Raw genomic sequence first — 25,173 nt, 5'->3', positions numbered from 1 at the left:
AGTATTGTAAACATGTAGGAGGCGCTATTTTTGAAGAAATCGATTACTATTTTTGTTGTATTGGCGTTACTGTTATTAAGTGCTTGTGGAGAAAATAAAAACAGTGCTGAAACCTCTCCTAAAGCAAATGACGCTTCACATGAAGGTCATGACCATGCAGAGGCATCTGGTGATATCCAAGAAGAAACAGCTTCTGCAGACGTCCTACCAACCTTTTTAGAGGGCAAGCAAGAAAATATACGCTTAGTCTATCAAATCGCTGGACAATCAACAGAGATTCTCGAATGGATGCCATGCTATTGCGGCTGTGGGGAATCTGCTGGCCATAAAAGTAATTTAAATTGCTTTATTCAGGAAAAAAGTGAGGATGGTTCGATTGTTTGGGATGATCATGGGACGCGTTGTTTAGTGTGCTTAGAGATTGCTGTCCAATCAGCACAACTGCACAAAGAAGGCAAGAGCTTAAAAGAAATTCGTCAGTTCATTGATGACACGTATAAAGAGGGCTATGCAAAACCAACACCAACGGACATGCCTGCATAAAAAAGCAAAGTCGCACATTCGCGACTTTGCTTTTATTGTTTCAGTTGATTTTTCTTTCGTTTACGAAGGATGATATACAGGATAACTGCAATGACAAGGATGAGCCCAACAAATTCTGCAATTAAAACATAGGATATTTCACCTTTTTTAGCTACTTTCCCGTCTTCCTTATCAGCATTTTGATTTATGGCTACAACAAATTGCCCTTCTTTTGTTTCAATCGCAGCTTCTGTCTGTGAATTCGTCTCTTTCAAGTGAGCATAAAAGTTACCTTTTACAGAGGCATTTTCTAATGAATGAATCCATAATAAAGGCTCTTTAAGCTGCCAGAAATTTTTCGTTATGAACACATATTGGCCAATTGCCTCAGGTAAAAACCCTTGTGAGATAAGCTGCTCAGATGTGTGAGGGATTTTTGAGGATTGCTTGGCAAGCCATATTAGCTGTTCCATTTCTCCCATAAAAATGACTGTTTTTTCATAGTCATCATCCTAATTAAAAGTTATTTACCCATAACGAATTCCCGATTTTTAATTATAGTATACAACAAATGGAATGGCTAAGTTTTTATATGAGTAATGTCACACATAATATAGCCCTAAAATAAAAAAGATGCCCAATAAAGGTCTATAGACCCATTAGACATCTACATTTATTCAATCTAACCCAATTTCTTTGTATATATTTCTCTTGAAAGCAAAATTGTTATTACAATGAATGGAATAAACATACCAATTGTTTCAATTTTAATTTGCGTTATTTAACAAGCTTCAAAATGGTTTTAAAATGTTCATGATCTGCACGTTGTAGTAGCTCATACAAGATCATTTCGGTGCTAGTTGGGTAAATACCCAGCGCATGCATCTTTGTAAGCCCAATTTCTTTATTTGCCTTTGTTCGAGAAGATACTGCATCTACAACAACCTCTACTTCAAATCCTTGTTCTTTCAGGTGTCTAGCCGATTGGTACACACAAATATGTGTTTCAATACCTGTCACAATGAATTGAGTACGTCCATTTTCCTTCATAGCCTCTACAAATGCCTCTTCTTGGCACGCACTAAAGGCCATTTTAGGAATCGGTTGCCCTTCTAAATGCTGAGCAATCTCAAGAGCCGTTCCGCCTAAACGACTTGGATTTTGTTCTAGCCATAAAATAGGTACTTCCAGTGCCTGCATTGCTTGTACGAGCTTTGCCACATTTTCAATTACCATTTCACAGTCATCTACAATTGTTGCTAACTTTCCTTGCACATCTACAACTACTAAACAAGCTTTCTCTACTGTAAACATCCTGAACACCTCTTTTTCTTTTCTTTATAATACTATACAAAAACCTGCTTATCTCTCGTAAAGTAATAAGGAGTTTTCTCTAACAATCGATTTTAATGGTTTTGCTTTAGCCTGTAGGTTTCACACTCCCAATAAGGAAATACTTGTAAATTAAAACACGAACATTATCGTTTTTATGGTAATAAAAAATATTTAATATACGGAAAATATCACTTAATTTCAAAAATAACTTTCTATTTGTTCGTTTTTAATGAAAAATACCTGCTTAAATGTGTACATTTTGTTGCGAGTCTGTCTCCATTCTGCTCAAATATTAAGAATTTTATTTTTTCTCTTGAAAATTAGGTTATAATCCAGTAAAGTTCTGTTATTAACCAAACAAGGAGTGTACCACTTTGACACAACGTGCATACAATTTCAACGCAGGTCCATCTGCTCTACCACAAGAAGTATTAGAAAATGCTCAACAGCAATTAGTAAACTTCCGTGATTCAGGTATGTCCATTATGGAAATGAGTCACCGTAGTGCCATTTTTGATGAAGTACATAACGAAGCCATTACTTTATTAAAAAAACTTTATGCTATTCCTGAAAACTATGAGGTACTATTCTTACAGGGTGGAGCAAGCCTTCAGTTTACAATGGTGCCTATGAACTTCTTAACAACTGAGCAAAAAGCTAGCTATGTATTATCAGGCTCATGGTCTGAGAAAGCTTTTAAGGAAGCTAAATTATTTGGGACACCTGTTGAAGCTGCAAGCACAAAAGAAAACCAATACCGCAATATTCCTGCTTTAGAAGATATTCAATTCAATGAAGATGATGCATATGTTCACATCACATCCAATAATACGATATATGGTACGCAATGGAAAAACTACCCTGATACAGGAAATGTTCCATTAGTGGCAGATATGTCAAGTGACATCCTATCAAAACCAGTTGATATTGAAAAGTTCGGAATCATCTATGCTGGTGCTCAAAAAAACCTTGGTCCTTCAGGTGTAACGGTCGTAATTATTCGCAAAGATTTACTTGAAAAAGCCAATAAAAATATTCCGACGATGCTAAAGTATACAACACATGCTGATAGTAATTCACTTTATAATACACCTCCAACATTTGGGATCTATATGCTAGGCGAGGTGTTAAAATGGGTTGAAGCTAAAGGCGGCGTAGCAGAAATTGAGAAACATAATGAATTAAAGGCTAAAGTCATTTATGATGCCATTGACAAAAGTAATGGTTTCTACAAAGGCCATGCCACACCAGAAAGCCGTTCTTTAATGAACATTACATTCCGTGTTGCAGATGAGGAGCTGGAAAAATTATTCCTTGTAGAGGCAAAGGCAGCAGGTTTTGTTGGGCTAAATGGACATCGTTCTGTAGGTGGTTGTCGTGCTTCCACTTATAATGCAGTGCCCCTTGAGGCATGTGAAGCTTTAAGAGATTTCATGGTAGATTTCCAACAAAAACATCAATAAACTTCTATTTAAAAGATGAATCTTTACAGAAATGTAAAGATTCATCTTTTTTTCGCGCTTGTAGAAGGAAATAAGAAATCTATCCCCATACCATTAGCTTGATTAGATGTTTATAGCAATATCTCAGCTTAGGGCTTTACACATTGCAAAAGTTTTTGAGAAAAATATAGATTTTTAAGCAGCCTATCGGACATATCGCCAGCCTCTAGCTATGCACCAAACATAGATTATTACTGTAAGGGTTACCCTTACGAAACTAGAGGAAGGGAGGTCTAGACAATGGAAGATAAAAGATATATGTCACATATGAACTGGCAAGGCTGTAAATGTCCTAAAAAAGAGGAAAAATGCTGTCAACGTAAAGTTGAAAAATGTCATTGCCAAAAAGAGGAAAAATGTCATTGTAAAAAAGAAGAAAAATGTCATTGTAAAAAAGAAGAAAAATGTACACCAAGAATGAGCAGCAACTGTAGAGGCTGTATTTGTCACCAATTAAGAAAATTAGAGCTAGCTACTACACTAGATATCTTCTTATCTGGAGGTATTAGCTTCTTAGGTGTGACTTTCATTTCCTTCGATCCAAGAAATTGCTGTGCATACTTCCTTGAGCCAGGTGCAGCAGCTGCTTCTCCTTTAATCGTAGATTGCAATAAAATTGTTGCGATTCGTCGAGTGGCAGTAGCTTAATCCTTTTAGAGGGTAGCCTTCTATTGGCACCCTCTTCTTACATAGAAAAAAACTCTGTCAACATTTAATGTGACAGAGTGTCATGCTTACAATCAGGACATTTACCATATATTTCAAACTTATGATTTTCAATTTCATAATCAGGCAATTTTTCACCTAACATTTCCATTGGACAAAGATTAAGCTCTTTGACGTTGCCACAGTCCATACAGATAAAATGATGGTGATGATGCGCAGATTCACAGTGCATACGGAAATTACGTTCCCCGGATAGCTCTGTTTCTTCTAATATCCCAAGTTTCACAAAAGTAGCAAGGTTACGATAAATAGTATCAAAACTCATTCCCGGAAAATCTTTTTTTAAAACATCCAATAAATCACGGGCTGTTAGATATTTATCTGTTGCTGCAAACATATCTAATATTAACTCCCGTTTATCTGTTTTTTTATAGCCATTTTCCTTTAATATTTCCCACGCTCTTGAAATATTCATTGCGCTACCTCCCCCTGCTTTGCAGCCATTTTAAGTGCTACTTTCTTCCCTAGGATTACAAGTAACAAAATCAGAATAGAAGTGACAACAATCGTGCCTCCTGGCGCTAAATCCATATAAAATGCGCTAATTAGACCAATTAGTACAGCTGTTTCTCCAAAAACAATGGCAAAAATGATGGTTTGTTTAAAGCCCTTTGCCAAGCGCATTGCTGCTGCAACAGGCAATGTCATCAGAGATGATACAAGTAAAATACCAACTATGCGCATACTTGCCGCAATGACAAGTGCTGTTACAATCATAAATAAAAGATGAACCCAACGAGCCGGAAGTCCACTAGCTTTTGCATATTCCTCATCAAAAGACAAAACAAATAATTCTTTAAAAAATAAAAACAAAAAGATAATCACAATGGCAGCAATGCCAATCACTACCCATAAGTCTTGACGAGATACAGCAGAAACCGAGCCGAATAAATAACTCATTAAATCTGTGCTAAAACCACTGGCAAGTGAAATAAAGATGGCGCTAATCCCAATACCACCTGACATGATAATTGGAATGGCAAGCTCCTCATAGTGCTTATACAAACGTCTTAAACGCTCAATCAAGACAGAGCCACTCACAGAGGCTAGTATTCCTAGATAAATAGGATTGAGCATTGCTAAGGCTGTCACTGATTGACTAATGTATAAGCTCCCAGCAATTCCTGCAAGTGTTACATGCGACAAAGCATCCGCAATCAAGGATAGCCTACGTACAACAATAAACACACCCAGCAGGGGCGCAAGTATGCCAATTAATAATCCAGAGAAAAAGGCATTTTGTAAAAATTCATAATGTAAAATTGCTTCAATCATATGCCTGCTCCTTCTAATGAATCTTTCTCACGGAATGGCCATACCAAGCGTCTAGCGCATCCTGAGAAATATTATCAAATTCATTTTTATAGCCGTGGAAGTGAATAGTTTGATTCAAACATGCCACATGGCTGATACGATTCGATACCGTATCGACATCGTGTGTGACAAGAATCATCGTAATTCCTTGTTCCCGATTTAATTTCGCCAGCATATCATAAAATGACTGCACATTCTCGTGATCAATGCCGACAGTTGGCTCATCTAAAATGAGCAATTTGGGATTACTGACTAAAGCTCTTGCAATAAAAACACGTTGTTGTTGTCCACCAGATAGTTCTCCAATGTTGCGATTCATATAAGCATCCATGCCAACTGCCTTTAAAGCTTCTTGAACTTTGTCTTTGGCATCTCGGCCAGGTCTTTTAAAAAGCCCTAATTTTTTCGTTAATCCACTTTTCACGACCTCTTGCACGGTTGCCGGGAAGCCAGAATTAAAGGCATTGGATTTTTGCGAGACATAGCCAATCCATTCACGGTGCTTAAAATTTGCACTTGGTTCACCAAATAATTTTATTTCTCCGGATAAAGGTTTCAGCAAACCTAAAATAATTTTTAATAATGTTGATTTTCCCGAACCATTTGGGCCGAGAAGTGCTAAAAAATCTCCCTCTTCTACACGAAAAGAAATGTTTTTTAAAACTTGCGTATAGTCATATTGAAATGACACATTTTCAATGTCAATAAGTGTTGTTTTCATGCATGATCGCTTCTTTCTAATTCAAAATCATTACGATTTACAAATTGTAAGTATAAAGGAAAGTGCAGTTTTTGTAAAGAAAAGAAGATGGATGCTTTTTCGAATAGCTGATTGCAAGTGTATAAATGATTTCGTGAAAATTAATGAGATAAAGGAGGATTGACTTTGAGTATTCAATTTTTACAGCAATTAGCACAAAGCACGGATAAGGAAATTGTCGCGATTGCTCGTGAAGAAGGCTTTAGCATTACGACTTCTGAAGTAAAAAAACTTCGACCTTATTTGGAGCAATTCTCATTTTCTTGGCTATTTTTAGGGATTCCTAAAGATATTCTTGTTGAAGTGGAGGCCGTTTTAGGAAGAAAGCGCTCTCGTCAACTCATCGCCTTGTTTACAAAATAAAAAAAGCCCGAAATCAGAACTAGCCTGATTTCGGGTTATTTCTGTTAGCCTTTTAAAGCTTCAATATGCTCAGGTTTAAAAGTACCACTTCGTAACATATCGATTTCCACTTTATACGGAGCTACCTTAGATTTAGCGTCACTCTTGAGAGGGACAAAGGGTGTTTCTAAAATTTTAGGAACATCCATTAATTGTGGATGGTGTACTACATAGTTAAGGGCATCAAAGCCAATATGACCAAAGCCAATATTTTCGTGACGATCCTTACCTGCACCGCGCACATTTTTGGAGTCATTGATATGCAATACTTTAATGCGTTCCACGCCTATAATTTTATCAAATTCGTTTAATACACCATCAAAATCTTCCACGATATTATAGCCAGCATCATGTGTATGACAGGTATCAAAGCATATAGAAAGTCGCTCGTTATTCGTTACACCATCAATAATTTTAGCAAGTTCTTCAAAGGAACGTCCACATTCCGTCCCCTTCCCTGCCATGGTTTCTAATGCAATTTGAACGGGATAGTCCTGAGATAATACCTCATTTAAACCTTCAATAATTTTAGCAATACCAGCATCAGCACCAGCTCCTACATGGGCACCAGGGTGTAAAACAATTTGCGTTGCCTCCAGTGCAGCAGTACGTTCAATTTCCGATTGTAGAAAATCTACACCGAGACGGAATGTTTCTGGTTTTTCCGTATTGCCAATATTAATAATGTAAGGTGCATGTACAACAATATTGGTCATCCCATGCTCTTTCATATGCAGGAGTCCATTCATAATGTTTAAGTCAGCAATGGCTTTGCGACGTGTATTTTGCGGTGCTCCAGTATAAATCATAAATGTATTGGCTCCGTATGACAGTGCCTCTTTACTAGAGCCAAGTAGCATTTCTTTCCCGCTCATCGAAACATGTGAGCCAAGTAACATGTAAAAGCCCCCTTATTTTTTACCGCGTGCCTTTAAGCGACGTTCACGTTTTTTAATTTTTTCCATTTCCCACTTCATATTACGTTTATAGCCAGGTTTTACCTTTTTAGGCTTACGTACCAACGCTTTTGCTTTCACATCAATTTCATTCTCTTGCTTCACACGATTTTTACGGGCATGACGCTCTTTTAACTCTGACCATTCGCCATCTTTTACATCTTTTTGTACAAAAGGAATGCCCATTTTTTCTACGCGAACTACTGCATCCTCATCTGATGGCTCAAATAAAGTAATGGCTGTCCCTTTATTGCCTGCACGCGCTGTTCGACCAACGCGGTGAATAAAGAATTCTAAGTCTTCTGGAATCTCGTAGTTAATAACATGAGAAATGCCTTGGATATCAATACCACGAGCAGCTAAGTCAGTTGCTACAATGTATTGGTAGTCAAGATCACGGATTTGCTTCATCATTTTTTTACGATCACGTGGACTTAAATCACCGTGAATTTGGCCACAACGGATACCATGCTCATTTAAATAGCCAGCAACGTGTTCTGCTGTCTTACGTGTGTTGGTAAAGATAACAGCTAAAAAGGGATTAATGCCCTCAATGACTTCTAATAAACGTTTATTACGAGATTTTGAGCGCACTGGTACAAGTACAAAATCGATACCTTCTGCCACTGGTCGTTTATCATTCATATGGACATGCACTGGTGCTTCCATGTATTTCTTTAAAAACGGCTGAAGTTTTTCTGGTATTGTTGCAGAGAAAACATACATTTCAAGCTTTTCAGGCATCTGTGAAGCAAATCCATCAATCTCTTCAATGAAGCCCATATCAAAAGCTAGATCCGCTTCATCGACAACTAAAATTGGTGCTGTATGCACAAATAACGCTTGTGCTGAAACAAGGTCACGAATACGTCCTGGTGTTCCAACAACAATTTGTGGCTGTGTTTTTAATTTATCAATGGAGCGTTGTTTGTCCGTACCCCCAATAAATAGTTTTGCTTGAATAGCTGTTCCTTCTATTAATTGATTTAATGCATCAAAAATTTGCTGTGCTAACTCTCGTGTAGGAGAAGTAATAACGGCCTGTACTTCCTGTTTTTCTACATCAATACGTTGAACAATTGGAATTAAAAAACTATGTGTTTTCCCTGTTCCTGTATGTGCCTGTCCAATAGCACTTTTCCCTTTTAATAAAAGCGGAATAATTTCTTTTTGAATTGGTGTCGGTTCTGTAAAGCCAAGATTTGCAATGGCGTCCTGCAAAAATGGCTGAAAATTATAATCAGTATATTTTGACATCATTCGTTCCTCCTAACATCTTTTTCATTGTACCATGATTCGAACTTTAAGGTATATTTACGTCCTATTTCTTACTAGCATAAACATATTTTTAATGTTTTATTATCACCGTAACAAAGCCCTTATCAAAGGTACTTGAAATACGCAGAATATGCAATCATAAAAGCGCTGTAACAATGTTCGAAAACGCTTGTAATATGTAATTTTTATGTCAATTTATAGGGAACTAATGATTAGCAGATTCCCCACATGTTATGATAGAGCTGTAAGATATTATGGGAGGTTGGTAGATTATGAAAGCAGCAAGATGGTATAAAGCAAAAGACATCCGTGTAGAAAACATTGAAGAACCAGTCATCGCACCTGGAAAAGTAAAAATCAAAGTACATTGGACAGGGATTTGTGGCAGTGATTTACATGAATACGCAGCTGGGCCAATCTTTATTCCAGTGGAGCAACCTCACTATGTAAGTAAAGACATCGCACCTATTGTAATGGGACATGAATTTTCAGGTGAAGTAGTTGAAATTGGCGATGGTGTTACATCTGTTAAAATCGGTGATCCTGTAGTAGTAGAACCAATCCTTGCATGTGGCGAATGTGCTGCCTGTAAAAAAGGTAAATATAATATTTGTAAACATTTAGGTTTTCACGGTCTTTCAGGCGGTGGCGGTGGATTCTCCGAATATACAATGGTAGATGAAAAAATGGTTCACAAAATGCCAGAAGGGCTTTCTTATGAGCAAGGAGCACTTGTTGAACCAGCAGCAGTCGCTTTACATGCCGTGCGTCAGAGTAAATTAAAAGCCGGTGACAAAGCTGCCGTCTTTGGGACAGGACCAATCGGGCTACTTGTCATTGAAGCATTACGTGCAGCGGGCGCATCAGAAATCTATGCTGTAGAGCTTTCAGCAGAGCGTGCCGCAAAAGCTTTAGAACTTGGTGCAACAGCCATCATTAATCCTAAAGAGGAAGATGCCGTTGCGCGTCTACATGAATTAACAAATGGTGGTGTAGATGTTGCCTTTGAAGTAACGGGCGTTCCTGTGGTATTACAACAAGCTATTGACTCAACAACTTTTGAAGGTGAAACAATCATCGTGTCGATTTGGGAGTCTACAGCTGCTATCCAACCGAACAATATCGTTCTATCAGAGCGAACAGTCAAAGGAATTATTGCCTACCGCGATATTTTCCCAGCTGTAATGGAGCTGATGACCCAAGGTTACTTCCCTGCAGACAAGCTTGTTACGAAACGAATTGCTCTTGATGAAGTGGTAACAGAAGGCTTTGAGGCATTAATGAAGGAACGTAATCATATTAAAATTCTTGTAAATTCTCAAGCATAAAATACGATCAGGTAGAGAATAAAGCATTTCTCTACCTGATTTTATAGTTATTATTCTTGTCTATTATCCATTTTTTTCATGATAGTTAAATTCGCCATTAGAACGTTCACTTTACTTTCTCCAAAGATTCCTAGTGTTCGTTTCTCCGTATTTTCTTCAATGATTTTTTCAATCTCTTCTTCTGAAAGACCGCTTGCTAGGGCAATGCGCTTCACTTGAATGTTTGCAGCCTTCACACTAATATGTGGATCCAGCCCTGAGCCAGAAGCTGTCATTAAATCTGCAGGTATATCTTGGCGTTTTACTGTTGGGTTTGCAAGTAGAAACTTCTTGATATCTGCTTCAATTCGCTTCTCCAATTCTGGATTAGATGGTGCATAGTTAAAAGTTCCAGAAGTCACACCACTATAATTTAACTGACCATTTTTGTCTGGTACCGTATCATCCTCAGTATAAACATTGTAATGAATGGCTGAAACACGTCCCCAGAAATATGATGGTGCTGAAAAGGATTGACCGATCAGTTCTGAACCAACAGCTTTACCATTGATTTCCAGTAAACTACCATTTGCTTGATGATGGAGTAATCCTTGAGCTAAAGCAGTCACCGCAAAAGGATAGATTAGCCCACACAGTATAAACATTGTTATTGTAATCAGAATTGCTTGCTTTAAGTTCATAAATAGTTTTCGCATGTACCTTCCTCCTATAGCCCAAAACTACGGCATAGTGGACCAACTAGTATGTCAATTAACTTAATCCCAATAAAAGGAGCTATAATACCACCTATACCATAGACTAATAAATTTTTATTCAAAAGTTTTGTAGCACTCATTGGTTTATACGTTACTCCCTTTATTGCAATTGGAATTAACAAGGGAATAATGACTGCATTAAAAATTAAGGCAGAAATAATCGCACTTGTTGAAGAATTAAGTTTCATTATGTTTAATGCGCTCATCTCAGGTACAGCCACCATCAACATAGCAGGTATGATGGCAAAATATTTTGCTATATCGTTAGCGATACTAAATGTTGTTAAAGCGCCACGTGTCATCAGAAGCTGCTTCCCTATCTCTACAATTTCAATAATTTTAGTTGGATTTGAATCTAAATCAACCATATTAGCTGCTTCTTTTGCTGCATTTGTACCTGAATTCATTGCAAGCCCAACATTGGCCTGCGCTAACGCTGGTGCATCATTTGTACCATCACCAGTCATTGCTACTACCTTCCCTTGTGCCTGTTCATCCTTAATGACTTGAATCTTGTCCTCAGGTTTGCTTTCTGCGATAAAGCTATCTACTCCAGCTTCCTTTGCAATGGCTGCTGCTGTAAGTGGATTATCTCCTGTACACATAATGGTTTTAATCCCCATTTCACGAAGCTGTTCAAAACGTTCCTTTAGTCCAGCCTTGACAATATCCTTTAGATAAATAACGCCTAAAATTTTATCATTCAGTGCTACGACCAGAGGCGTCCCCCCTACTGTAGATACTTGTTGAACCAGCAACTCTAGATTTGAAGGAATACTGTACCCTGCCTTCAAACTCTCTCTTTTTATCGTATCATAGGCACCTTTTCGAATTTTTGTGCCATCCACCCTATCCAAGCCACTCATTCGTGTTTGTGCAGTGAAGGGAATATGTTTACTTGTCTGGATAATGCTTTTTTCACCGTCCGTATTCACCCCTAATTCGCAAGCAAGCGATAAGATAGATTTTCCCTCAGGTGTATCATCTGTTAGAGAACTAAGCCATGCAGCTTGCATTAACTCTTCTCTGGCAACTCCTTTTACTGGTAGAAACTCAGCTGCCATTCGATTGCCATATGTTATCGTGCCAGTCTTATCTAAGATTAATGTATCCACATCTCCACAGGCTTCCACCGCTCTCCCAGACATTGCAATGACGTTAAATTGTGTTACCCTATCCATACCTGCAATACCAATTGCGGATAATAATCCACCAATCGTTGTAGGAATTAAACAAACTGTAAGTGCTATTAATGTTGCGATAGAAATTGGCACATTCAAATACATAGTCATTGGATAGAGGGACACTACCACTAACAGAAAGATAATTGTTAAACTTACTAGAAGTGTATTAAGGGCTATTTCATTTGGTGTTTTTTTACGGCTAGCCCCTTCAATTAGCGTAATCATTTTATCCAGAAATGATTCGCCAGGCAATGAAGTAATTTCAATCATCAACCAATCACTCGTAACCGTCGTACCACCCGTAACGGATGAAAAATCTCCACCTCGTTCTTTTACAACAGGGGCAGATTCACCTGTTATTGCCGATTCATCCACAGTAGCAATGCCATCAATGACTTCCCCATCATTTGGAATTACCTCTCCAGCTTGAACTAATACAATATCTCCTTTTTTTAGGTCATTGGCCTGTTTAAGGATTTCCGTACCATCATGAAGCAACACACGAGCCTGTGTCACTGTCTTTGTTTTTTTTAAAGTTTGAACTTGTGCTTTACCTCTTCCTTCTGCAATTGACTCTGCAAAATTAGCAAATAGAATTGTAACAAAAAGTAGGATAGCAACTATTCCATTGTATAATCGAGCATGTTCTTCTACTACACTCCCAAACATATTTGGAAAAAGAACTAATAGCACCACAAACAAAAATCCTACTTCTACAACAAACATAACAGGATTTTTTAGCATATAAGTGGGACTAAACTTTTTTAAAGCGTCTATCATTGCATTTTTCAGCATCTTACTTGTCAAAAAACTCTTTCTTACTGTTTCCATATGCTCACTCCTCCATTAAGAATAAAGTTGTAAATGCTCTGTAATTGGACCAAGTGCTAAAGCTGGTAAAAATGTTAGGGCACCAATCATTAAAACGATAGCCACTAGTAAAAAAGTAAAAGTAGTATTATCCGTTTTTAATGTTCCTATTGAATCACTGTGCCAAAATTTTTTGGCAAGTAGTGACGCAATCGCAAGTTGAATGATAATGGTTAAATATCGTCCAAAGAACATTGCAAGTCCTGTTGTCACGTTCCAAAATGTGGAATTATCTACTAACCCTTCGAACCCTGAGCCGTTGTTGGCAGAGGCTGAAGCAAATTCATATAAAACCTGTGATAATCCGTGAGCACCTGGATTCGTTATGCCTGCTATTCCTGTTGGTGTTACAACTGCTAGTGCTGAAAATAGCAAAATAATAGCCGGATGAATCAAAATGCATAGAGCAATTAATTTCATTTCTTTCTCTTCAATCTTTTTACCTAAAAACTGAGGAGATCGCCCAATCATTAAACAGGCAATAAAAATTGTTAGTAGAACATACATCATCATGTTCATCAGGCCGACCCCTTTACCACCAAACACAACATTTAGCATCATATTAAACATCGGTACTAGACCCCCAAGAGGCGTCAATGTATCGTGCATATTGTTAACAGATCCTGTTGTAAACGCAGTAGTGACAGTGGTAAATAATGCTGATTGTACTACTCCAAAACGCATTTCTTTTCCTTCCATGTTCCCTAGCTCCTGTGTTATACCGAGTTCACTTATAATTGGATTACCAGCCTTCTCTGCTATGTACACAGTCACTAATCCGAGTAGAAACAATATACTCATTGCTGCAAAAATAGCTAAACCTTGTTTTCCAAAAATAGTTTTCTTTTTTCTATAAGCAATCATCAAACTAAAGGCAACTACACAAGCGCCCGGCAATAGCATCATCGATAACATCTCCACTATATTTGAGAGAACGGTTGGATTTTCAAAAGGTGTTGTTGAATTGGCTCCGTTAAAGCCCCCACCATTCGTACCTATATGCTTAATCGATTCTAGAGAAGCAACAGGTCCAAGTGCAATATCTTGTAATTTTCCTTCGATCGTTTGTACTGTTTTATTTGCACTTAAGGTTTGTGGTGTCCCTTGAGATACTAAAATAATGGCAACAACGATGGAGATAGGCATTAAAATACGCGTAATAACACGAACAAAATCAATAAAGAAATTCCCAATAGTATCTGTTTTCGCAACAAGGCGACGACAGAACGCCATACAAGCTGCATAACCAGTAGCTGCAGATGTAAACATCATGAAGATAATGACTAGCATCTGTGATAAATAACTGAGTCCAGATTCACCGCTATAATGTTGAAGATTTGTATTGGTTATAAAAGAAATAATCGTGTTAAATGAAAGTGTAGCTTCCATATTGCTAATATTATTTGGATTTAAAAACAGGAATGATTGAATGCGCAACAAAAAATATCCAATAAAAACCATAATTGCATTTGAAAGTATTAATGAAAGTACATATTCTTTACCATTCATATCTACTTGTTTAATGCCACACAATTTATAAATTACTGCATCAACTTTGTCTAAAATAGGATCAAGCCATGTTTTTTGATGTAATGTTACCCGATATAGATAATGCCCAGTTAAGATAACGAGCGGTAAATAAATAATTAATACTATGGCTATTTGCCACATAGTGCATTACCTCCTAACAGCCTTTAATAATTTTCAGGACAAAGTAATGCATGCCCTAGATAACCAAACAAGAATACAAGTACAATCCCGATAAAAATCCACATTCCTATCTCCTCCTTATTGCTCATCCACTAGTTTGAAGCACCATGTAGTTAATGACAAAAGACTTGCGAAGCTTATCAGTAACAATACAACCATATAAAAGTCCATCAATAAAATACCCCTCCTTCATTTAGGTTGTTTTCATCTTACTGACTTTCAAATTAATGTAGTGTTAGGAAATCTACTTTTCTATTAAGAAAGCATAAAGAGGCAAAATCTTTATACTTTCTTAATGGGAGTTAACGCTATAATACAAATGAGGTGAACGAGGATGGAAAATACACGTCCAACTCCTGAGATGTTTTTAGCAAGACTTCAACAGGAGCAACAAATTTTAGGGAATTTAAAAATCTTTCTCGGTTATGCTGCTGGAGTAGGTAAAACTTACGCAATGTTAGATGCAGCACATCAAGCTCAAAAATTAGGTAAAGATGTGGTGGTTGGCTATGTAGAACCGCATCCTCGTCCAGATACGTTAGCTTTACTAGAAGGGCTTGAGCAAATTCCGACGAAAAAAATAACCTATAGAGGAAAAGCTTTTTATGAATTAGATATTGATGCCGTATTGCAGCGCAAGCCAGAAATTGTTCTTATCGATGAATTGGCACATTCCAATGTTCCAACAATGCGGCACAAGAAGCGTTTTGGAGATGTTGAAGAACTACTGTCAAAGGGGATTCATGTTTATACAACTGTAAATATTCAACATATTGAAAGCCTTCATGACTTAGTAGAAGAAATTACTGACATTAAAGTACGAGAGCGTATCCCTGATTACTTAATTGATCAAGCATCTCAAATAAAAGTTGTAGACATTGAACCAGATGAACTAATACAACGCCTACAAGAAGGTAAAGTTTATGCAAAACAACAAGCGGAAAAAGCACTGCATTCTTTTTTCCGTAAACAAAATTTAGTGTCATTACGAGAAATCGCATTACGTAGAGCAGCGGATACAATCAACTATAAACAAATAAACAACCATGAATCTGTCAAACACCCTGTACAAATTGAAGAACACCTACTAGTTGGTATCAGTAGCTCTCCTACAAATGCAAAAGTTATTAGAACCACTGCAAGACTTGCACAAGCATTACACGGTAAATTTACTGCTCTTTATGTGCAAAACCTGCAGGAGCAAGAAGGAAGTAGTGCAAATTCAGAACGATTACAACAACACATTAAACTTGTGGAACAGCTTGGCGGCCATGTCGTCATCGTTCAAGAAGACGACGTAGCAGCAGCCCTTGCTAATTATGCTCAAATTAGTGGGGTCACGAAACTTGTTATCGGACGAACAAGTATGAGGAAAAAATGGTGGCGACCAAGCACAAAAATAAGTGACCGCCTGAATGAATTTGTTCCGAACTTAGCCTTACACATAGTACCAGATCAAGAAAATGAACCATTTTATTTTCCTAGTATAAGTAATAAATTATCATTTGAATGGCTTGATTTGTTCAAAATGTTTATCGTATTTTGCTTCATATCAATTGTCGGCTTGTATCTATATTCAATTGGTATAAGCGAGTCAAACATCATTACAATTTACATTTTAGGGGTCCTCATCCTTGCTATTTGGTCAACTGGATCGATGATGAGTATTATTAACTCCATTATTGCTGTCTTACTTTTTAATTACTTTTTTACAGAGCCTCGATTTTCATTTGATGCTTATCATCGTGACTATCCAATGACATTTTTTATCATGTTTATCTCTGGCGTAATTACGAGTAGCTTAACAAAGAAGATAAAGGAGCAAACCATTATAGCCATTCGTAAATCTTATCGAATGGAGGTGCTCCTTGAAACAAATCGTAGGCTTCAACATGCTAAGTCTATTGAAGAAATAATAGTTGAAGGCATGTCTCAAATTGTTAAATTAGTAGAAAAGCCTGTACAATTTTTCGAAATAAATAACCAGGTAATTGAGAAATCATCTTTCTTTCGTACTGAAACAATGTCTAGTAGTGAAAATCAAAAAATAGCTGTACTTTTCGATAATCCAAATGAATGTGGTGTTGTTAGTTGGGTTACAAATAATAGGCATGTAGCAGGTGTATCTACAGACATCTTTCCTGAAGTGAACGCTTATTATATACCTGTTATTTCTAATGGAGATGTGAAGGGTGTTATAGGTATTGCCCTATCTAAAGTCTCCCCATTGCCTGCATTTGAGCGCAATATTTTGCACGCCATTATTAATGATTTTTCATTCGCTTTGGATAAATGGTATTTACAGAAACTTAATGAGGAAGTAGCGCGAGAAGCTGAAATGGAACAGATGCGAGCTAACCTTTTACGTGCAATCTCTCATGACCTTAGGACACCACTCACTGCTATCTCTGGAAATGCAGATATCTTACTCAACAATGCACCACTAATACCAGAGATTGAAAAAAATATATTGTATGAAGATATTTATAAAAATTCAAAATGGCTTGTACAAATGGTTGAAAATTTACTAGCTGTATCTAAGTTAGAGGATGGGCAATTTGCGTTAGAAATGCAAATTGAACTAGTAGAAGATATTATTCAAGAGGCACTGTCCCATGTTATTCCTCAAAACAATACACATAAAATATCTTATGAAATTAAACCTGAGTTTTTATTTGCTTTAATGGATGCTCGACTCATCATACAAGTTTTCATTAATATCATCGATAATGCATTGACTTACACCCCACCAGGTAGTGCCATTACGATCATAGTGAAAGAATCAGATGGATTCGTAAGTTTTAGTATTTCTGACAATGGGCCTGGAATCGATGACGCTTTAAAAAGTAGCTTGTTTGAGCCATTTACAACTGGAAAAGTACAACGCAGTGATAGTAGACGTGGTCTTGGTTTAGGCTTAGCACTCTGTCAAACAATTTTAAAATTACATGGTAGCAGCATAAACGTTTCAGATAATAAACCACAAGGAACGATTTTTAACTTTTCGCTGAAAAAAGGAGTAATGAAATTTGATGAGTAAAAGAATTCTAGTAGTTGAGGACGATGTAGCAATTGCCAATTTAATTAAAATGACATTAGCGACAAACCATTATGAATTCGACATTGCACGTGATGGTAATAGTGCCCTTCAAAAGGCTCTTACCATAAAACCTGACGTTTTTATTTTAGATTTAGGTCTACCAGACATAGATGGCGTAGAACTAATCACAAAAATTAGAAGTTGGAATCAAACACCAATTATCGTCGTAAGTGCTCGTGGAGAAGAACATGATAAAATTAATGCTTTGGATGCAGGTGCAGATGATTATGTAACAAAGCCATTTAGTGTGGAAGAATTATTAGCAAGAATTCGGGTTGCCTTAAGAAGAATGGCCTATGAACAACCACTTGAAAAAGAGAATCCCATTTTCACAAATGGTTATCTTCAAATTAATTATGTTGATCATACAGTATTTGTAAATGGAAAAGAAATACATGTGACGCCGATTGAATATAAGCTTTTAATTGTTTTATCCAAAAATGTTGGGAAAGTTCTAACACATAATTATATTTTAAAGGAAATCTGGCAAAATGCTCTTCAATCAGATGTTCCAAGTTTACGAGTTTTTATGGCTACACTTCGAAAAAAAATAGAAGTTAATCCAGCACAGCCCAAACTTATTCAGACACATGTACGGGTAGGCTACCGAATGCTTCGCTATCATGAAGAGGATGAATGAATATGGAGCCTAAGGTCTAGCTGTATTTGGACTTCTACTTTACAAACTCCATATTACATTTTGCTTTTATGTAGCTTTATTGAACCCTCCTATTAGCCTTTGCATATCATAGCTATAGTCAGGTATGTCATCAATGAAAAACAAGTAGAAAGGAGATCATTATGGTATTTCGACCACCTTATCCATACCCAATGTATCCGGGTGGCATGAGAATGCCCATGCCCATGCAAACACCTCCACAGATGTCGCCACAGTCCTTTTTCCCGCCTGGAGGCTTCCCTGTTCAACCACGAATTCCAGGCGGCTTTCCAATGGCTAATGGAATAGGTTCATTTGGAGGGCAAATGCCGATGCCACCTGTGCAAGAAGCTTCGAAAGTCGGTTCATTTTTACAGCAAGCCAACAGTTTATTTAATACAGCCAAAACCTATACCCCTTATATCCAACAAGCTATGCCGATGGTGAAAAATATTCCATCACTTTTAAAATTGTATAAAGGATTCCAAGGACTTCCTTCCGCTGGCGGTGGAGCAACAGAAGCAGCAGGAAGCGATAGTAAGGCTGCTGGAAGTAGACGGTCATCTAGGCAAAGTGCATCATTTACGCCTCCCGAGCCACTTCCATCTAAACCACGTATTTTCCAACCACCAATGTAAATGAACGTTTCTTTGTATTCACTGTCACTGTCCGTTATAATGTAGATAGGTAAGCTTGAAAGGAGTCACAACCACCATGCAAGTATTAAAAATTAATCCACGTGGCTATTGCTACGGTGTTGTGGATGCGATGGTGATCGCTCGTAACGCCGCACTTGATAAAACATTACCAAGACCTATCTACATCTTAGGGATGATTGTGCATAATAAACACGTCACAGATGCGTTTGAAGAGGATGGTATCATCACGTTAGATGGTGACAACCGCCTAGAAATTATTGAACAAGTTGAAACAGGTACTGTCATTTTTACAGCACATGGTGTTTCACCGGAAATTCGTGAGATTGCGAAGCGAAAAGGCTTAGTGTCCATTGATGCTACATGTCCTGATGTAACAGTTACCCACGATTTAATTCGTGAAAAATCAGCAGAAGGCTATGACATTATTTATATTGGTAAAAAAGGACATCCCGAACCAGAGGGTGCTATTGGCGTTGCCCCGGATCATGTCCACTTAGTACAGTCTTCTAACGATATTGATGCTTTACAATTAACGAATGATAAATTACTTGTCACAAATCAAACGACAATGAGCCAATGGGATGTCGCCCATTTAATGGATAGTTTAAAAGAAAAATTCCCACATATTGAGGTACACAAAGAGATCTGTTTAGCTACACAAGTACGTCAAGAGGCTGTTGCACAGCAAGCAGGTGAAGCGGATTTACTTATTGTTGTAGGTGATCCTAAATCCAATAACTCGAACCGCTTAACACAAGTTTCTGTAGAAATTGCAGGAACACCATCCTATCGAATTGCAGATGTTTCAGAGCTAAAAGTAGAATGGTTAAAAGGTATCAACATCGTTGCTGTAACAGCAGGTGCTTCTACGCCAACACCAATTGTAAAAGAGGTTATTAACTTCCTTGATCAATTTGATGAAAATGATCCATCTACACACGAGATTAAGCGTACAGTAACACTAGATAAAATTCTGCCAAAGATTAAGACACCAACACCTGTTGATAAAATCATGCCCTATTAGTTAATCACAAAAAATCCTGATTGTTATTATGACAATCAGGATTTTCTTTATTTACTAAAGTAATAGTTTATAGGACGACCAATGCCACCATAATGGACATCCATTGTGATTTCCTCTTGTTTTTCAAGGTAATCTAAATATCTTCTAGCTGTTACGCGGGCAATGCCAATTCCACTGGCTACTTCTTCCGCTGAGGCACCATCCACCGATTGTAAAAAGTGCACAACCTTTTCAAGTGTTGTACGATTAAAACCTTTTGGGAGATTTTTTTCGGATTTCAATGTAACAGATTGATCCAACATAGTTTGTCCATCACGATAATGAAATAACTGATCTAATTCTCCCTGTGTGAGCTCTCGTTCTGTTTGAGTTTGCTTGTTAAAGCGTAAATAATTGTCAAGTGTCCCTTTAACACGTTCAAAAGAAAAAGGCTTCATAATATAATCAAAAACACCTAGATGCAGTATCTGTTTCACTGTCTCCATATCATTTGCGGCCGTCACGGTAATAACATCTACTGGTAAATCGAGCTCACGTATTCTGCGTAAGCTTGTAATACCATCTTGCTCTGGCATAAAAATATCCATAAAAACTAAATCAGGCTTCAGTTGACAAATTTGCGTAATGCCTTCTAACCCATTAGGTGCCTGTCCAACCACTTGAAAATGCTCTACCTTTTCAATAAATTGACGATTTACCTCTCGTACCATTGGATCATCCTCAATTAATAATACTCTAATCTGTGCCACTGCTAGCCCTCCATCCATTATGAATAATAAAAGGTGATTAAAAAACTTGTTCCTTTGTTAGGCTCACTGATGACTTCGATGTCACCCTGCCCTTTTTCGACAATTTCCTTTATTAAAAATAACCCTATTCCACGGTAGTTTTTCTCTTTTGTAGAATAACCATTATCAAAAATGTGCTGCTTGACCTCTTCCGTCATGCCAACACCATTATCGGTTACTAATATGGCTAATACGTCATCATCTTCATCCACAGAAACATGAATCACCTTCTCCTCGACCTGTACATCCTTTAATGCATCAAACGCATTTTCTATCAAATTACCAAAGAGAATGACGAAATCATGATGATCCAAATTAGCTGGAAATGATGTAAATCGGCTTTCACGGTCAATTTCCAATCGAATTCCTTGTTCCTTCGCATAGGAAATTTTACTGAGCAATAGCCCAGAAATATTTTCATTTTTTATTCGTTCGTTTAAAAAGTTAGTGATTTCATCATGCTCTTCCTTCACTTGTGTTAAGTAAGAAAGTGCCTGTTCATGATGACCTAGCTGTAAAAGACCCGCTATCGTATGCAGTTTATTTTTATGTTCATGAGTTTGTACACGAAGGGCTTGGACAAATGCTCTAACGCCTGTTAATTCTTCGGCAAGCTTTTTCACTTCCGTACGGTCTTTAAACATGGCCACTGCCCCAACAGTTTCACCATTCACCTGTATCGGAATTCGATTACTCATAATACTATGATTATTAATATACAGCTCACGATTAAATAACGGCTGATCCAGCTCTAAAATTTCAGGAAGTCGTGTATCTGGCAAGACATGAAAGATTTTCTGTCCAATCAATGTAGAGGGTTTTTCATAAACGCCTAAGATATCACAGGCTTTTTCATTAAAAATCGTAATGGTCAAATCATTATCGATAGCAATGATGCCTTCGTGCATGGCATTAAACGTTTCTGTACGTTCTACATACATTTTGGCAATTTCATGCGGCTCTAACCCAAACATTTGCTTTTTCATATGAAGCCCCAATGTTCGTGCTCCCCATACACTAAATAGTAACGATAATAGTACAGTAACCATTAGTTCGGTTTGCATTGTTTGCAGTAACTCCACTACCGTAAGAACACTGTACCCTACTACTGTAACACCTATTTGTTGTCCTTCATGGTTCATAATCGGAACAAACGCACGAACCATATTACCATGTTCTCCACGTGCAATCGACGTATAGTAATGCTCTGAAAAAGCGGCGTTTAAATCTCCAGATTGAGATATTCGACCAAGTTCCTGGCTATTAGGATGGGAATATTTTCGTCGTTGCATATCAAGAACAACAATATATTTTGCCCCATTGATATCACGGATTTCCTCTACAACAGGATTAATATGCTGTACGGCATCATAGTAATTTTCACTAGCAATATATGTTTTTATTTCAGGAAGCTGAGAGACGGTTTTTGCTACAAGGAGTGCTTGATCACTTAGTTTGGTCTTTTGCTCATTCATGACAAAACCTAACAAAAAAGTACCGCCAATGCTAAAGGAAAGCATGAGAATAAAAAAAGTCAGAGACATAATTTTTCTTTGCATGGATAACTTCTGAAATTTCAACTGACCGCCTCCCTCCTACTATATTTTAGCTTACTCCATATGTTAGAATAACAAAAACATCAGAAAATACGAATTAATTGGGTGTATACAATGAAAAAATTTATTATTGGTACGATTATAACTGTGCTTGTGTTAATCCTCACTATCAGTGTTCAACAAGGATTACTATTCGCCAAGCCACTTCCCTATGATGATGAGCAAAAGGGTTTAGACACACAGATAACAATTCATTTAAGTCATGTCGTCGCTGAAAATACCCCTAAAGGCCAAGCTGCCAACAAATTTGCTGAGCTAGTAGAAGAAAAAACAAACGGGAAGGTCAAAGTACATGTCTACTCCAACTCCTCTTTATTTAATGATGAAAATGAATTTCAGGCATTGCAAAAGGGAGAAGTGGAAATGATCATCCCTACTTTTTCTAAAATGACAGCTTATGTTCCTAATTGGCAGGTGCTTGATTTACCCTTTCTGTTTAATACAAATGAGGAAGTAAAGGAAGTCCTAACGGGTTCTATTGGTGAACAATTGGTTAATGAGCTAGAGCCGTTCCATATTAAAGGGCTTGGCTTTTGGTACAATGGGTTTAAGCATCTAACCTCTGTTGAGCAGCCTATTCATAACTTTGAAGATTTACAGGGCTTACGAGTGCGTACGATGCCAAGTAAAACATTAGAAAAGCAATTTGAAGTGGTCAAAGCAACACCTATACCTATTTCTTTTAGTGAGGTCTTTTCGGATTTAGAGAAGCATGCAATAGACGCACAAGAAAATACCGCTTCTAATATCTATTCAAAGGGTTTTTACAAAGTACAAAAGCATATGACTATCACTCAGCATGGGATTTTAGGCTATGCTGTGTTAATGAATGAAACCTTTTGGAATTCTCTACCTATCAAAATTCAGCATCAGTTGTTGGATGCTATGAAAGAAACAACCGATTGGCAATTTGAGCAGGCTGAACTTATGAATGAACAAGATATGGACAAGCTGAAACAGCTAGATGATTTTGATGTGTATACAATGAGTCCCCAAGAAAGACAGCGCTTTAAGGAACAACTTGCACCTGTTTATGATTTTTATAGAGCCCATATTCAAAACGATCAAATCTTAGCAGAGATTGAAAAAATCGTTGATCCCTAATACTTTTGTTCATTAATGAAAAATCCTTACAAAACGTAAGGATTTTTTCTATTGTATTATAATAGATTCGCGAATCTCACAACTACTATAAAACAGCTTAAAACCCTTGATATTACTAGCCTTAATACCCCCTTTCTCTCAGAATGAACAAAATGAACAATACAACCATTACGGTCATAAACACTATTGTCGGAAAATTTCAGCTATGATAACCACATGAAAGCGTTCACACAATATTCATAGATGTTGTAGGGGGAGAACTATATGCGGATAAATTTTAAAAACTTAACAGTACAAGTATTGATTGCCATTGTACTAGGGATTATCGTCGGAGCAACATTCCCAGAATTCGGGGCAAAGCTCAAAATCTTGGCGGATATATTTATTAAACTTATTAAAATGTTAATAGCACCAATTATCTTCCTAACAGTCGTAATCGGCATTGGTAGCATGGGGGATGTCAAAAAGGTTGGTAAAATTGGTGGAAAAGCTTTAATTTATTTTGAAATTGTTTCAACTTTTGCCCTTGCAATTGGCTTAATCGTTGTCAATATTGTTCAACCAGGTAAAGGTTTTAATACAGATGCAGCAAGCGGTGCTGATGTTTCACAATATACAGAAGCAGCGGCTGCAGAGCATGGTTTAGGTGCATTTATTATGCAAATAATTCCTGAAAATGTAGTTGGTGCTTTAGCAAATGGTGAATTATTACCAGTCTTGTTCTCAGCTGTTTTATTTGGACTAGCTGCGGCGGCGATTGGTGAACCAGCTAAACCTGTTATTAAATTTTTCGAGCAAGTTGCAGATATTTTCTTTAAAATCGTTAACATGGTGATGAAAATTTCTCCTATTGGTGCGTTTGGTGCCATGAGTTATACAATCGGAAATTTTGGACTTAAATCATTAGGAAACTTAGGATTTTTAATGCTATCTGTTTACATTACAATGTTCATTTTTATTGTTGTGATCATTGGATTGATTACCCATTATTTTGGCTTTAGTATTTTTAAATTTATCAAGTACATTAAAGATGAAATCTTTATCGTTATCGGAACATCTTCATCTGAATCTGCATTACCTTCCATGATGCGTAAGCTTGAAAACTATGGTTGTTCAAAGCAAGTGGTTGGGCTAGTGATTCCTACAGGCTATTCATTTAACTTAGATGGAACATCCATTTACTTATCAATGGCTGCTATCTTTATTGCGCAAGCCTATGGTGTGGATTTAGATGTTTGGCATCAAATTACGTTATTAGCCATCTTAATGCTTACTTCTAAAGGGGCAGCTGGTGTAACAGGCTCTGGCTTTATTACACTTGCAGCAACATTAGCAGCATTCCCGATGATCCCAGTAGAGGGGATTGCCCTTTTAATCGGCGTAGATCGTTTCATGTCAGAAGCACGTGCAGTTACAAATCTAATTGGTAATGGTGTAGCAACAGTGGTCGTGTCAAAAATGGAAAAAGAATTTGATACAGAGCAGGAAAAGCGTGCTCTATCCGGTCATACCCAAATGTCATAAAATGAACAGGCTGCTGAAAGCGGAAATAATTTGCTACTTCAGCAGCCTGTTCTTTTAT

At 37.3% G+C, this 25,173-nt stretch carries 23 protein-coding genes; 11 read left to right on the top strand and 12 right to left on the bottom strand.

Going from position 1 to position 25,173, the window contains the following annotated elements; all coding sequences use genetic code 11:
• Window positions 1–30: 30 nt before the first annotated feature.
• The gene (locus AAJG31_RS21830; RefSeq protein ID WP_279495595.1) at window positions 31–543 is read left to right on the top strand and encodes a PCYCGC motif-containing (lipo)protein; all 513 of its coding nucleotides are present in this window, start codon (window positions 31–33) and stop codon (window positions 541–543) included.
• 32 nt (window positions 544–575) lie between these two features.
• On the opposite strand, the gene AAJG31_RS21825 is transcribed toward AAJG31_RS21830, so the two are convergent.
• Complete coding sequence (locus tag AAJG31_RS21825) at window positions 576–995, bottom strand: hypothetical protein (RefSeq protein WP_233732086.1); 420 nt, start codon at window positions 993–995, stop codon at window positions 576–578.
• Between the two features lie 304 nt (window positions 996–1,299).
• Window positions 1,300–1,836: a hydrolase gene (locus AAJG31_RS21820; protein ID WP_279495597.1), complete on the bottom strand. Its 537-nt coding sequence runs from the start codon at window positions 1,834–1,836 to the stop codon at window positions 1,300–1,302.
• Window positions 1,837–2,231: 395 nt separating this feature from the next.
• Between AAJG31_RS21820 and serC the strand changes: the two genes are divergently transcribed.
• Both serC and AAJG31_RS21810 read left to right on the top strand, forming a co-directional pair.
• Window positions 2,232–3,320 (top strand): 3-phosphoserine/phosphohydroxythreonine transaminase, encoded by a 1,089-nt coding sequence (gene serC / locus AAJG31_RS21815; RefSeq protein ID WP_103118443.1) that lies wholly within the window; start codon window positions 2,232–2,234, stop codon window positions 3,318–3,320.
• Window positions 3,321–3,599: 279 nt separating this feature from the next.
• Window positions 3,600–4,007, top strand: a complete 408-nt coding sequence (locus AAJG31_RS21810) for a hypothetical protein (protein WP_279495598.1) — start codon at window positions 3,600–3,602, stop codon at window positions 4,005–4,007.
• Window positions 4,008–4,071: 64 nt separating this feature from the next.
• Here AAJG31_RS21810 and AAJG31_RS21805 read toward each other — a convergent pair whose 3' ends face one another.
• The 3 genes from AAJG31_RS21805 to AAJG31_RS21795 are packed head-to-tail and all read right to left on the bottom strand — an operon-like array spanning window position 4,072 to window position 6,120.
• Window positions 4,072–4,500, bottom strand: a complete 429-nt coding sequence (locus AAJG31_RS21805) for a Fur family transcriptional regulator (protein ID WP_048392220.1) — start codon at window positions 4,498–4,500, stop codon at window positions 4,072–4,074.
• Window positions 4,497–5,360, bottom strand: a complete 864-nt coding sequence (locus AAJG31_RS21800) for a metal ABC transporter permease (RefSeq protein WP_048392219.1) — start codon at window positions 5,358–5,360, stop codon at window positions 4,497–4,499. Before AAJG31_RS21800 ends, AAJG31_RS21805 begins: the two co-directional genes overlap by 4 nt.
• Before the next feature lie 13 nt (window positions 5,361–5,373).
• Complete coding sequence (locus AAJG31_RS21795) at window positions 5,374–6,120, bottom strand: ABC transporter ATP-binding protein (RefSeq protein WP_048392218.1); 747 nt, start codon at window positions 6,118–6,120, stop codon at window positions 5,374–5,376.
• 165 nt (window positions 6,121–6,285) lie between these two features.
• Here AAJG31_RS21795 and AAJG31_RS21790 point away from each other — a divergent pair, with 165 nt between their 5' ends.
• Window positions 6,286–6,522, top strand: coding sequence for a Nif11 family protein (locus AAJG31_RS21790; protein ID WP_004227236.1), 237 nt, complete (start codon window positions 6,286–6,288; stop codon window positions 6,520–6,522).
• A gap of 44 nt (window positions 6,523–6,566) precedes the next feature.
• On the opposite strand, the gene AAJG31_RS21785 is transcribed toward AAJG31_RS21790, so the two are convergent.
• Complete coding sequence (locus AAJG31_RS21785; protein ID WP_048392217.1) at window positions 6,567–7,460, bottom strand: deoxyribonuclease IV; 894 nt, start codon at window positions 7,458–7,460, stop codon at window positions 6,567–6,569.
• 12 nt (window positions 7,461–7,472) lie between these two features.
• Entirely contained in the window at window positions 7,473–8,774 is a 1,302-nt protein-coding gene (locus tag AAJG31_RS21780) for a DEAD/DEAH box helicase (RefSeq protein WP_048392216.1), read from the bottom strand.
• A gap of 293 nt (window positions 8,775–9,067) precedes the next feature.
• Here AAJG31_RS21780 and AAJG31_RS21775 point away from each other — a divergent pair, with 293 nt between their 5' ends.
• Window positions 9,068–10,123 carry a 2,3-butanediol dehydrogenase gene (locus tag AAJG31_RS21775; RefSeq protein WP_279495599.1) on the top strand — a complete coding sequence of 352 codons (1,056 nt, stop codon included), beginning with the start codon at window positions 9,068–9,070 and terminating at the stop codon, window positions 10,121–10,123.
• A gap of 50 nt (window positions 10,124–10,173) precedes the next feature.
• On the opposite strand, the gene kdpC is transcribed toward AAJG31_RS21775, so the two are convergent.
• Genes kdpC through kdpA form a run of 3 tightly spaced genes read right to left on the bottom strand, consistent with a single transcriptional unit; the run spans window position 10,174 to window position 14,603 of the window.
• Window positions 10,174–10,818: a potassium-transporting ATPase subunit KdpC gene (kdpC, locus tag AAJG31_RS21770; RefSeq protein ID WP_279495600.1), complete on the bottom strand. Its 645-nt coding sequence runs from the start codon at window positions 10,816–10,818 to the stop codon at window positions 10,174–10,176.
• 11 nt (window positions 10,819–10,829) lie between these two features.
• Complete coding sequence (gene kdpB, locus AAJG31_RS21765; protein ID WP_103118447.1) at window positions 10,830–12,893, bottom strand: potassium-transporting ATPase subunit KdpB; 2,064 nt, start codon at window positions 12,891–12,893, stop codon at window positions 10,830–10,832.
• 15 nt (window positions 12,894–12,908) lie between these two features.
• The gene (gene kdpA / locus AAJG31_RS21760; RefSeq protein WP_279495601.1) at window positions 12,909–14,603 is read right to left on the bottom strand and encodes a potassium-transporting ATPase subunit KdpA; all 1,695 of its coding nucleotides are present in this window, start codon (window positions 14,601–14,603) and stop codon (window positions 12,909–12,911) included.
• 373 nt (window positions 14,604–14,976) lie between these two features.
• On the opposite strand from kdpA, the gene AAJG31_RS21755 reads away from it, so the two are divergent.
• The 4 genes from AAJG31_RS21755 to AAJG31_RS21740 all read left to right on the top strand — a co-directional run bounded on the left by AAJG31_RS21755 (window position 14,977) and on the right by AAJG31_RS21740 (window position 20,083).
• On the top strand, window positions 14,977–17,682 hold the full coding sequence (locus AAJG31_RS21755; protein ID WP_279495602.1) for a sensor histidine kinase KdpD: 2,706 nt from the start codon (window positions 14,977–14,979) through the stop codon (window positions 17,680–17,682).
• Window positions 17,675–18,382, top strand: a complete 708-nt coding sequence (locus tag AAJG31_RS21750; RefSeq protein WP_004227221.1) for a response regulator transcription factor — start codon at window positions 17,675–17,677, stop codon at window positions 18,380–18,382. Before AAJG31_RS21755 ends, AAJG31_RS21750 begins: the two co-directional genes overlap by 8 nt.
• 161 nt (window positions 18,383–18,543) lie before the next feature.
• A complete protein-coding gene (gene vrrA / locus AAJG31_RS21745) occupies window positions 18,544–19,038 on the top strand; it encodes a VrrA/YqfQ family protein (protein ID WP_004227219.1) in 495 nt (164 codons plus the stop codon).
• A 76-nt stretch (window positions 19,039–19,114) separates the two neighbouring features.
• Window positions 19,115–20,083, top strand: coding sequence for a 4-hydroxy-3-methylbut-2-enyl diphosphate reductase (locus tag AAJG31_RS21740; RefSeq protein ID WP_048392210.1), 969 nt, complete (start codon window positions 19,115–19,117; stop codon window positions 20,081–20,083).
• A gap of 47 nt (window positions 20,084–20,130) precedes the next feature.
• Here the strand turns inward: AAJG31_RS21740 and AAJG31_RS21735 are convergent, their stop codons facing one another.
• On the bottom strand, window positions 20,131–20,832 hold the full coding sequence (locus tag AAJG31_RS21735) for a response regulator (RefSeq protein WP_279495603.1): 702 nt from the start codon (window positions 20,830–20,832) through the stop codon (window positions 20,131–20,133).
• 17 nt (window positions 20,833–20,849) lie between these two features.
• A complete protein-coding gene (locus AAJG31_RS21730) occupies window positions 20,850–22,391 on the bottom strand; it encodes a sensor histidine kinase (RefSeq protein WP_167444839.1) in 1,542 nt (513 codons plus the stop codon).
• 150 nt (window positions 22,392–22,541) lie between these two features.
• On the opposite strand from AAJG31_RS21730, the gene AAJG31_RS21725 reads away from it, so the two are divergent.
• Window positions 22,542–23,591, top strand: a complete 1,050-nt coding sequence (locus tag AAJG31_RS21725) for a TRAP transporter substrate-binding protein (protein ID WP_048392207.1) — start codon at window positions 22,542–22,544, stop codon at window positions 23,589–23,591.
• Between the two features lie 264 nt (window positions 23,592–23,855).
• Window positions 23,856–25,115, top strand: coding sequence for a dicarboxylate/amino acid:cation symporter (locus tag AAJG31_RS21720; protein ID WP_016993523.1), 1,260 nt, complete (start codon window positions 23,856–23,858; stop codon window positions 25,113–25,115).
• Window positions 25,116–25,173 lie beyond the last annotated feature (58 nt).

It is taken from the genome of Lysinibacillus sp. BS3, assembly GCF_039614735.1.
GTDB classification, from domain to species: domain Bacteria; phylum Bacillota; class Bacilli; order Bacillales_A; family Planococcaceae; genus Lysinibacillus; species Lysinibacillus capsici.
This window is presented reverse-complemented; position numbering and strand designations above follow the sequence as displayed.

Excerpts from the sequence above, each read along its gene's own strand:
- AAJG31_RS21825 (WP_233732086.1), bottom strand. The coding sequence starts at position 995 with ATGGAACAGCTAATATGGCTTGCCAAGCAATCCTCAAAAATCCCTCAC.
- AAJG31_RS21820 (WP_279495597.1), bottom strand. The coding sequence starts at position 1,836 with ATGTTTACAGTAGAGAAAGCTTGTTTAGTAGTTGTAGATGTGCAAGGA.
- AAJG31_RS21810 (WP_279495598.1), top strand. The coding sequence starts at position 3,600 with ATGGAAGATAAAAGATATATGTCACATATGAACTGGCAAGGCTGTAAA.
- AAJG31_RS21805 (WP_048392220.1), bottom strand. The coding sequence starts at position 4,500 with ATGAATATTTCAAGAGCGTGGGAAATATTAAAGGAAAATGGCTATAAA.
- AAJG31_RS21800 (WP_048392219.1), bottom strand. The coding sequence starts at position 5,360 with ATGATTGAAGCAATTTTACATTATGAATTTTTACAAAATGCCTTTTTC.
- AAJG31_RS21795 (WP_048392218.1), bottom strand. The coding sequence starts at position 6,120 with ATGAAAACAACACTTATTGACATTGAAAATGTGTCATTTCAATATGAC.
- AAJG31_RS21785 (WP_048392217.1), bottom strand. The coding sequence starts at position 7,460 with ATGTTACTTGGCTCACATGTTTCGATGAGCGGGAAAGAAATGCTACTT.
- AAJG31_RS21780 (WP_048392216.1), bottom strand. The coding sequence starts at position 8,774 with ATGTCAAAATATACTGATTATAATTTTCAGCCATTTTTGCAGGACGCC.
- AAJG31_RS21775 (WP_279495599.1), top strand. The coding sequence starts at position 9,068 with ATGAAAGCAGCAAGATGGTATAAAGCAAAAGACATCCGTGTAGAAAAC.
- kdpC (WP_279495600.1), bottom strand. The coding sequence starts at position 10,818 with ATGCGAAAACTATTTATGAACTTAAAGCAAGCAATTCTGATTACAATA.
- kdpB (WP_103118447.1), bottom strand. The coding sequence starts at position 12,893 with ATGGAAACAGTAAGAAAGAGTTTTTTGACAAGTAAGATGCTGAAAAAT.
- kdpA (WP_279495601.1), bottom strand. The coding sequence starts at position 14,603 with ATGTGGCAAATAGCCATAGTATTAATTATTTATTTACCGCTCGTTATC.
- AAJG31_RS21755 (WP_279495602.1), top strand. The coding sequence starts at position 14,977 with ATGGAAAATACACGTCCAACTCCTGAGATGTTTTTAGCAAGACTTCAA.
- AAJG31_RS21750 (WP_004227221.1), top strand. The coding sequence starts at position 17,675 with ATGAGTAAAAGAATTCTAGTAGTTGAGGACGATGTAGCAATTGCCAAT.
- vrrA (WP_004227219.1), top strand. The coding sequence starts at position 18,544 with ATGGTATTTCGACCACCTTATCCATACCCAATGTATCCGGGTGGCATG.
- AAJG31_RS21740 (WP_048392210.1), top strand. The coding sequence starts at position 19,115 with ATGCAAGTATTAAAAATTAATCCACGTGGCTATTGCTACGGTGTTGTG.
- AAJG31_RS21730 (WP_167444839.1), bottom strand. The coding sequence starts at position 22,391 with ATGCTTTCCTTTAGCATTGGCGGTACTTTTTTGTTAGGTTTTGTCATG.
- AAJG31_RS21725 (WP_048392207.1), top strand. The coding sequence starts at position 22,542 with ATGAAAAAATTTATTATTGGTACGATTATAACTGTGCTTGTGTTAATC.
- AAJG31_RS21720 (WP_016993523.1), top strand. The coding sequence starts at position 23,856 with ATGCGGATAAATTTTAAAAACTTAACAGTACAAGTATTGATTGCCATT.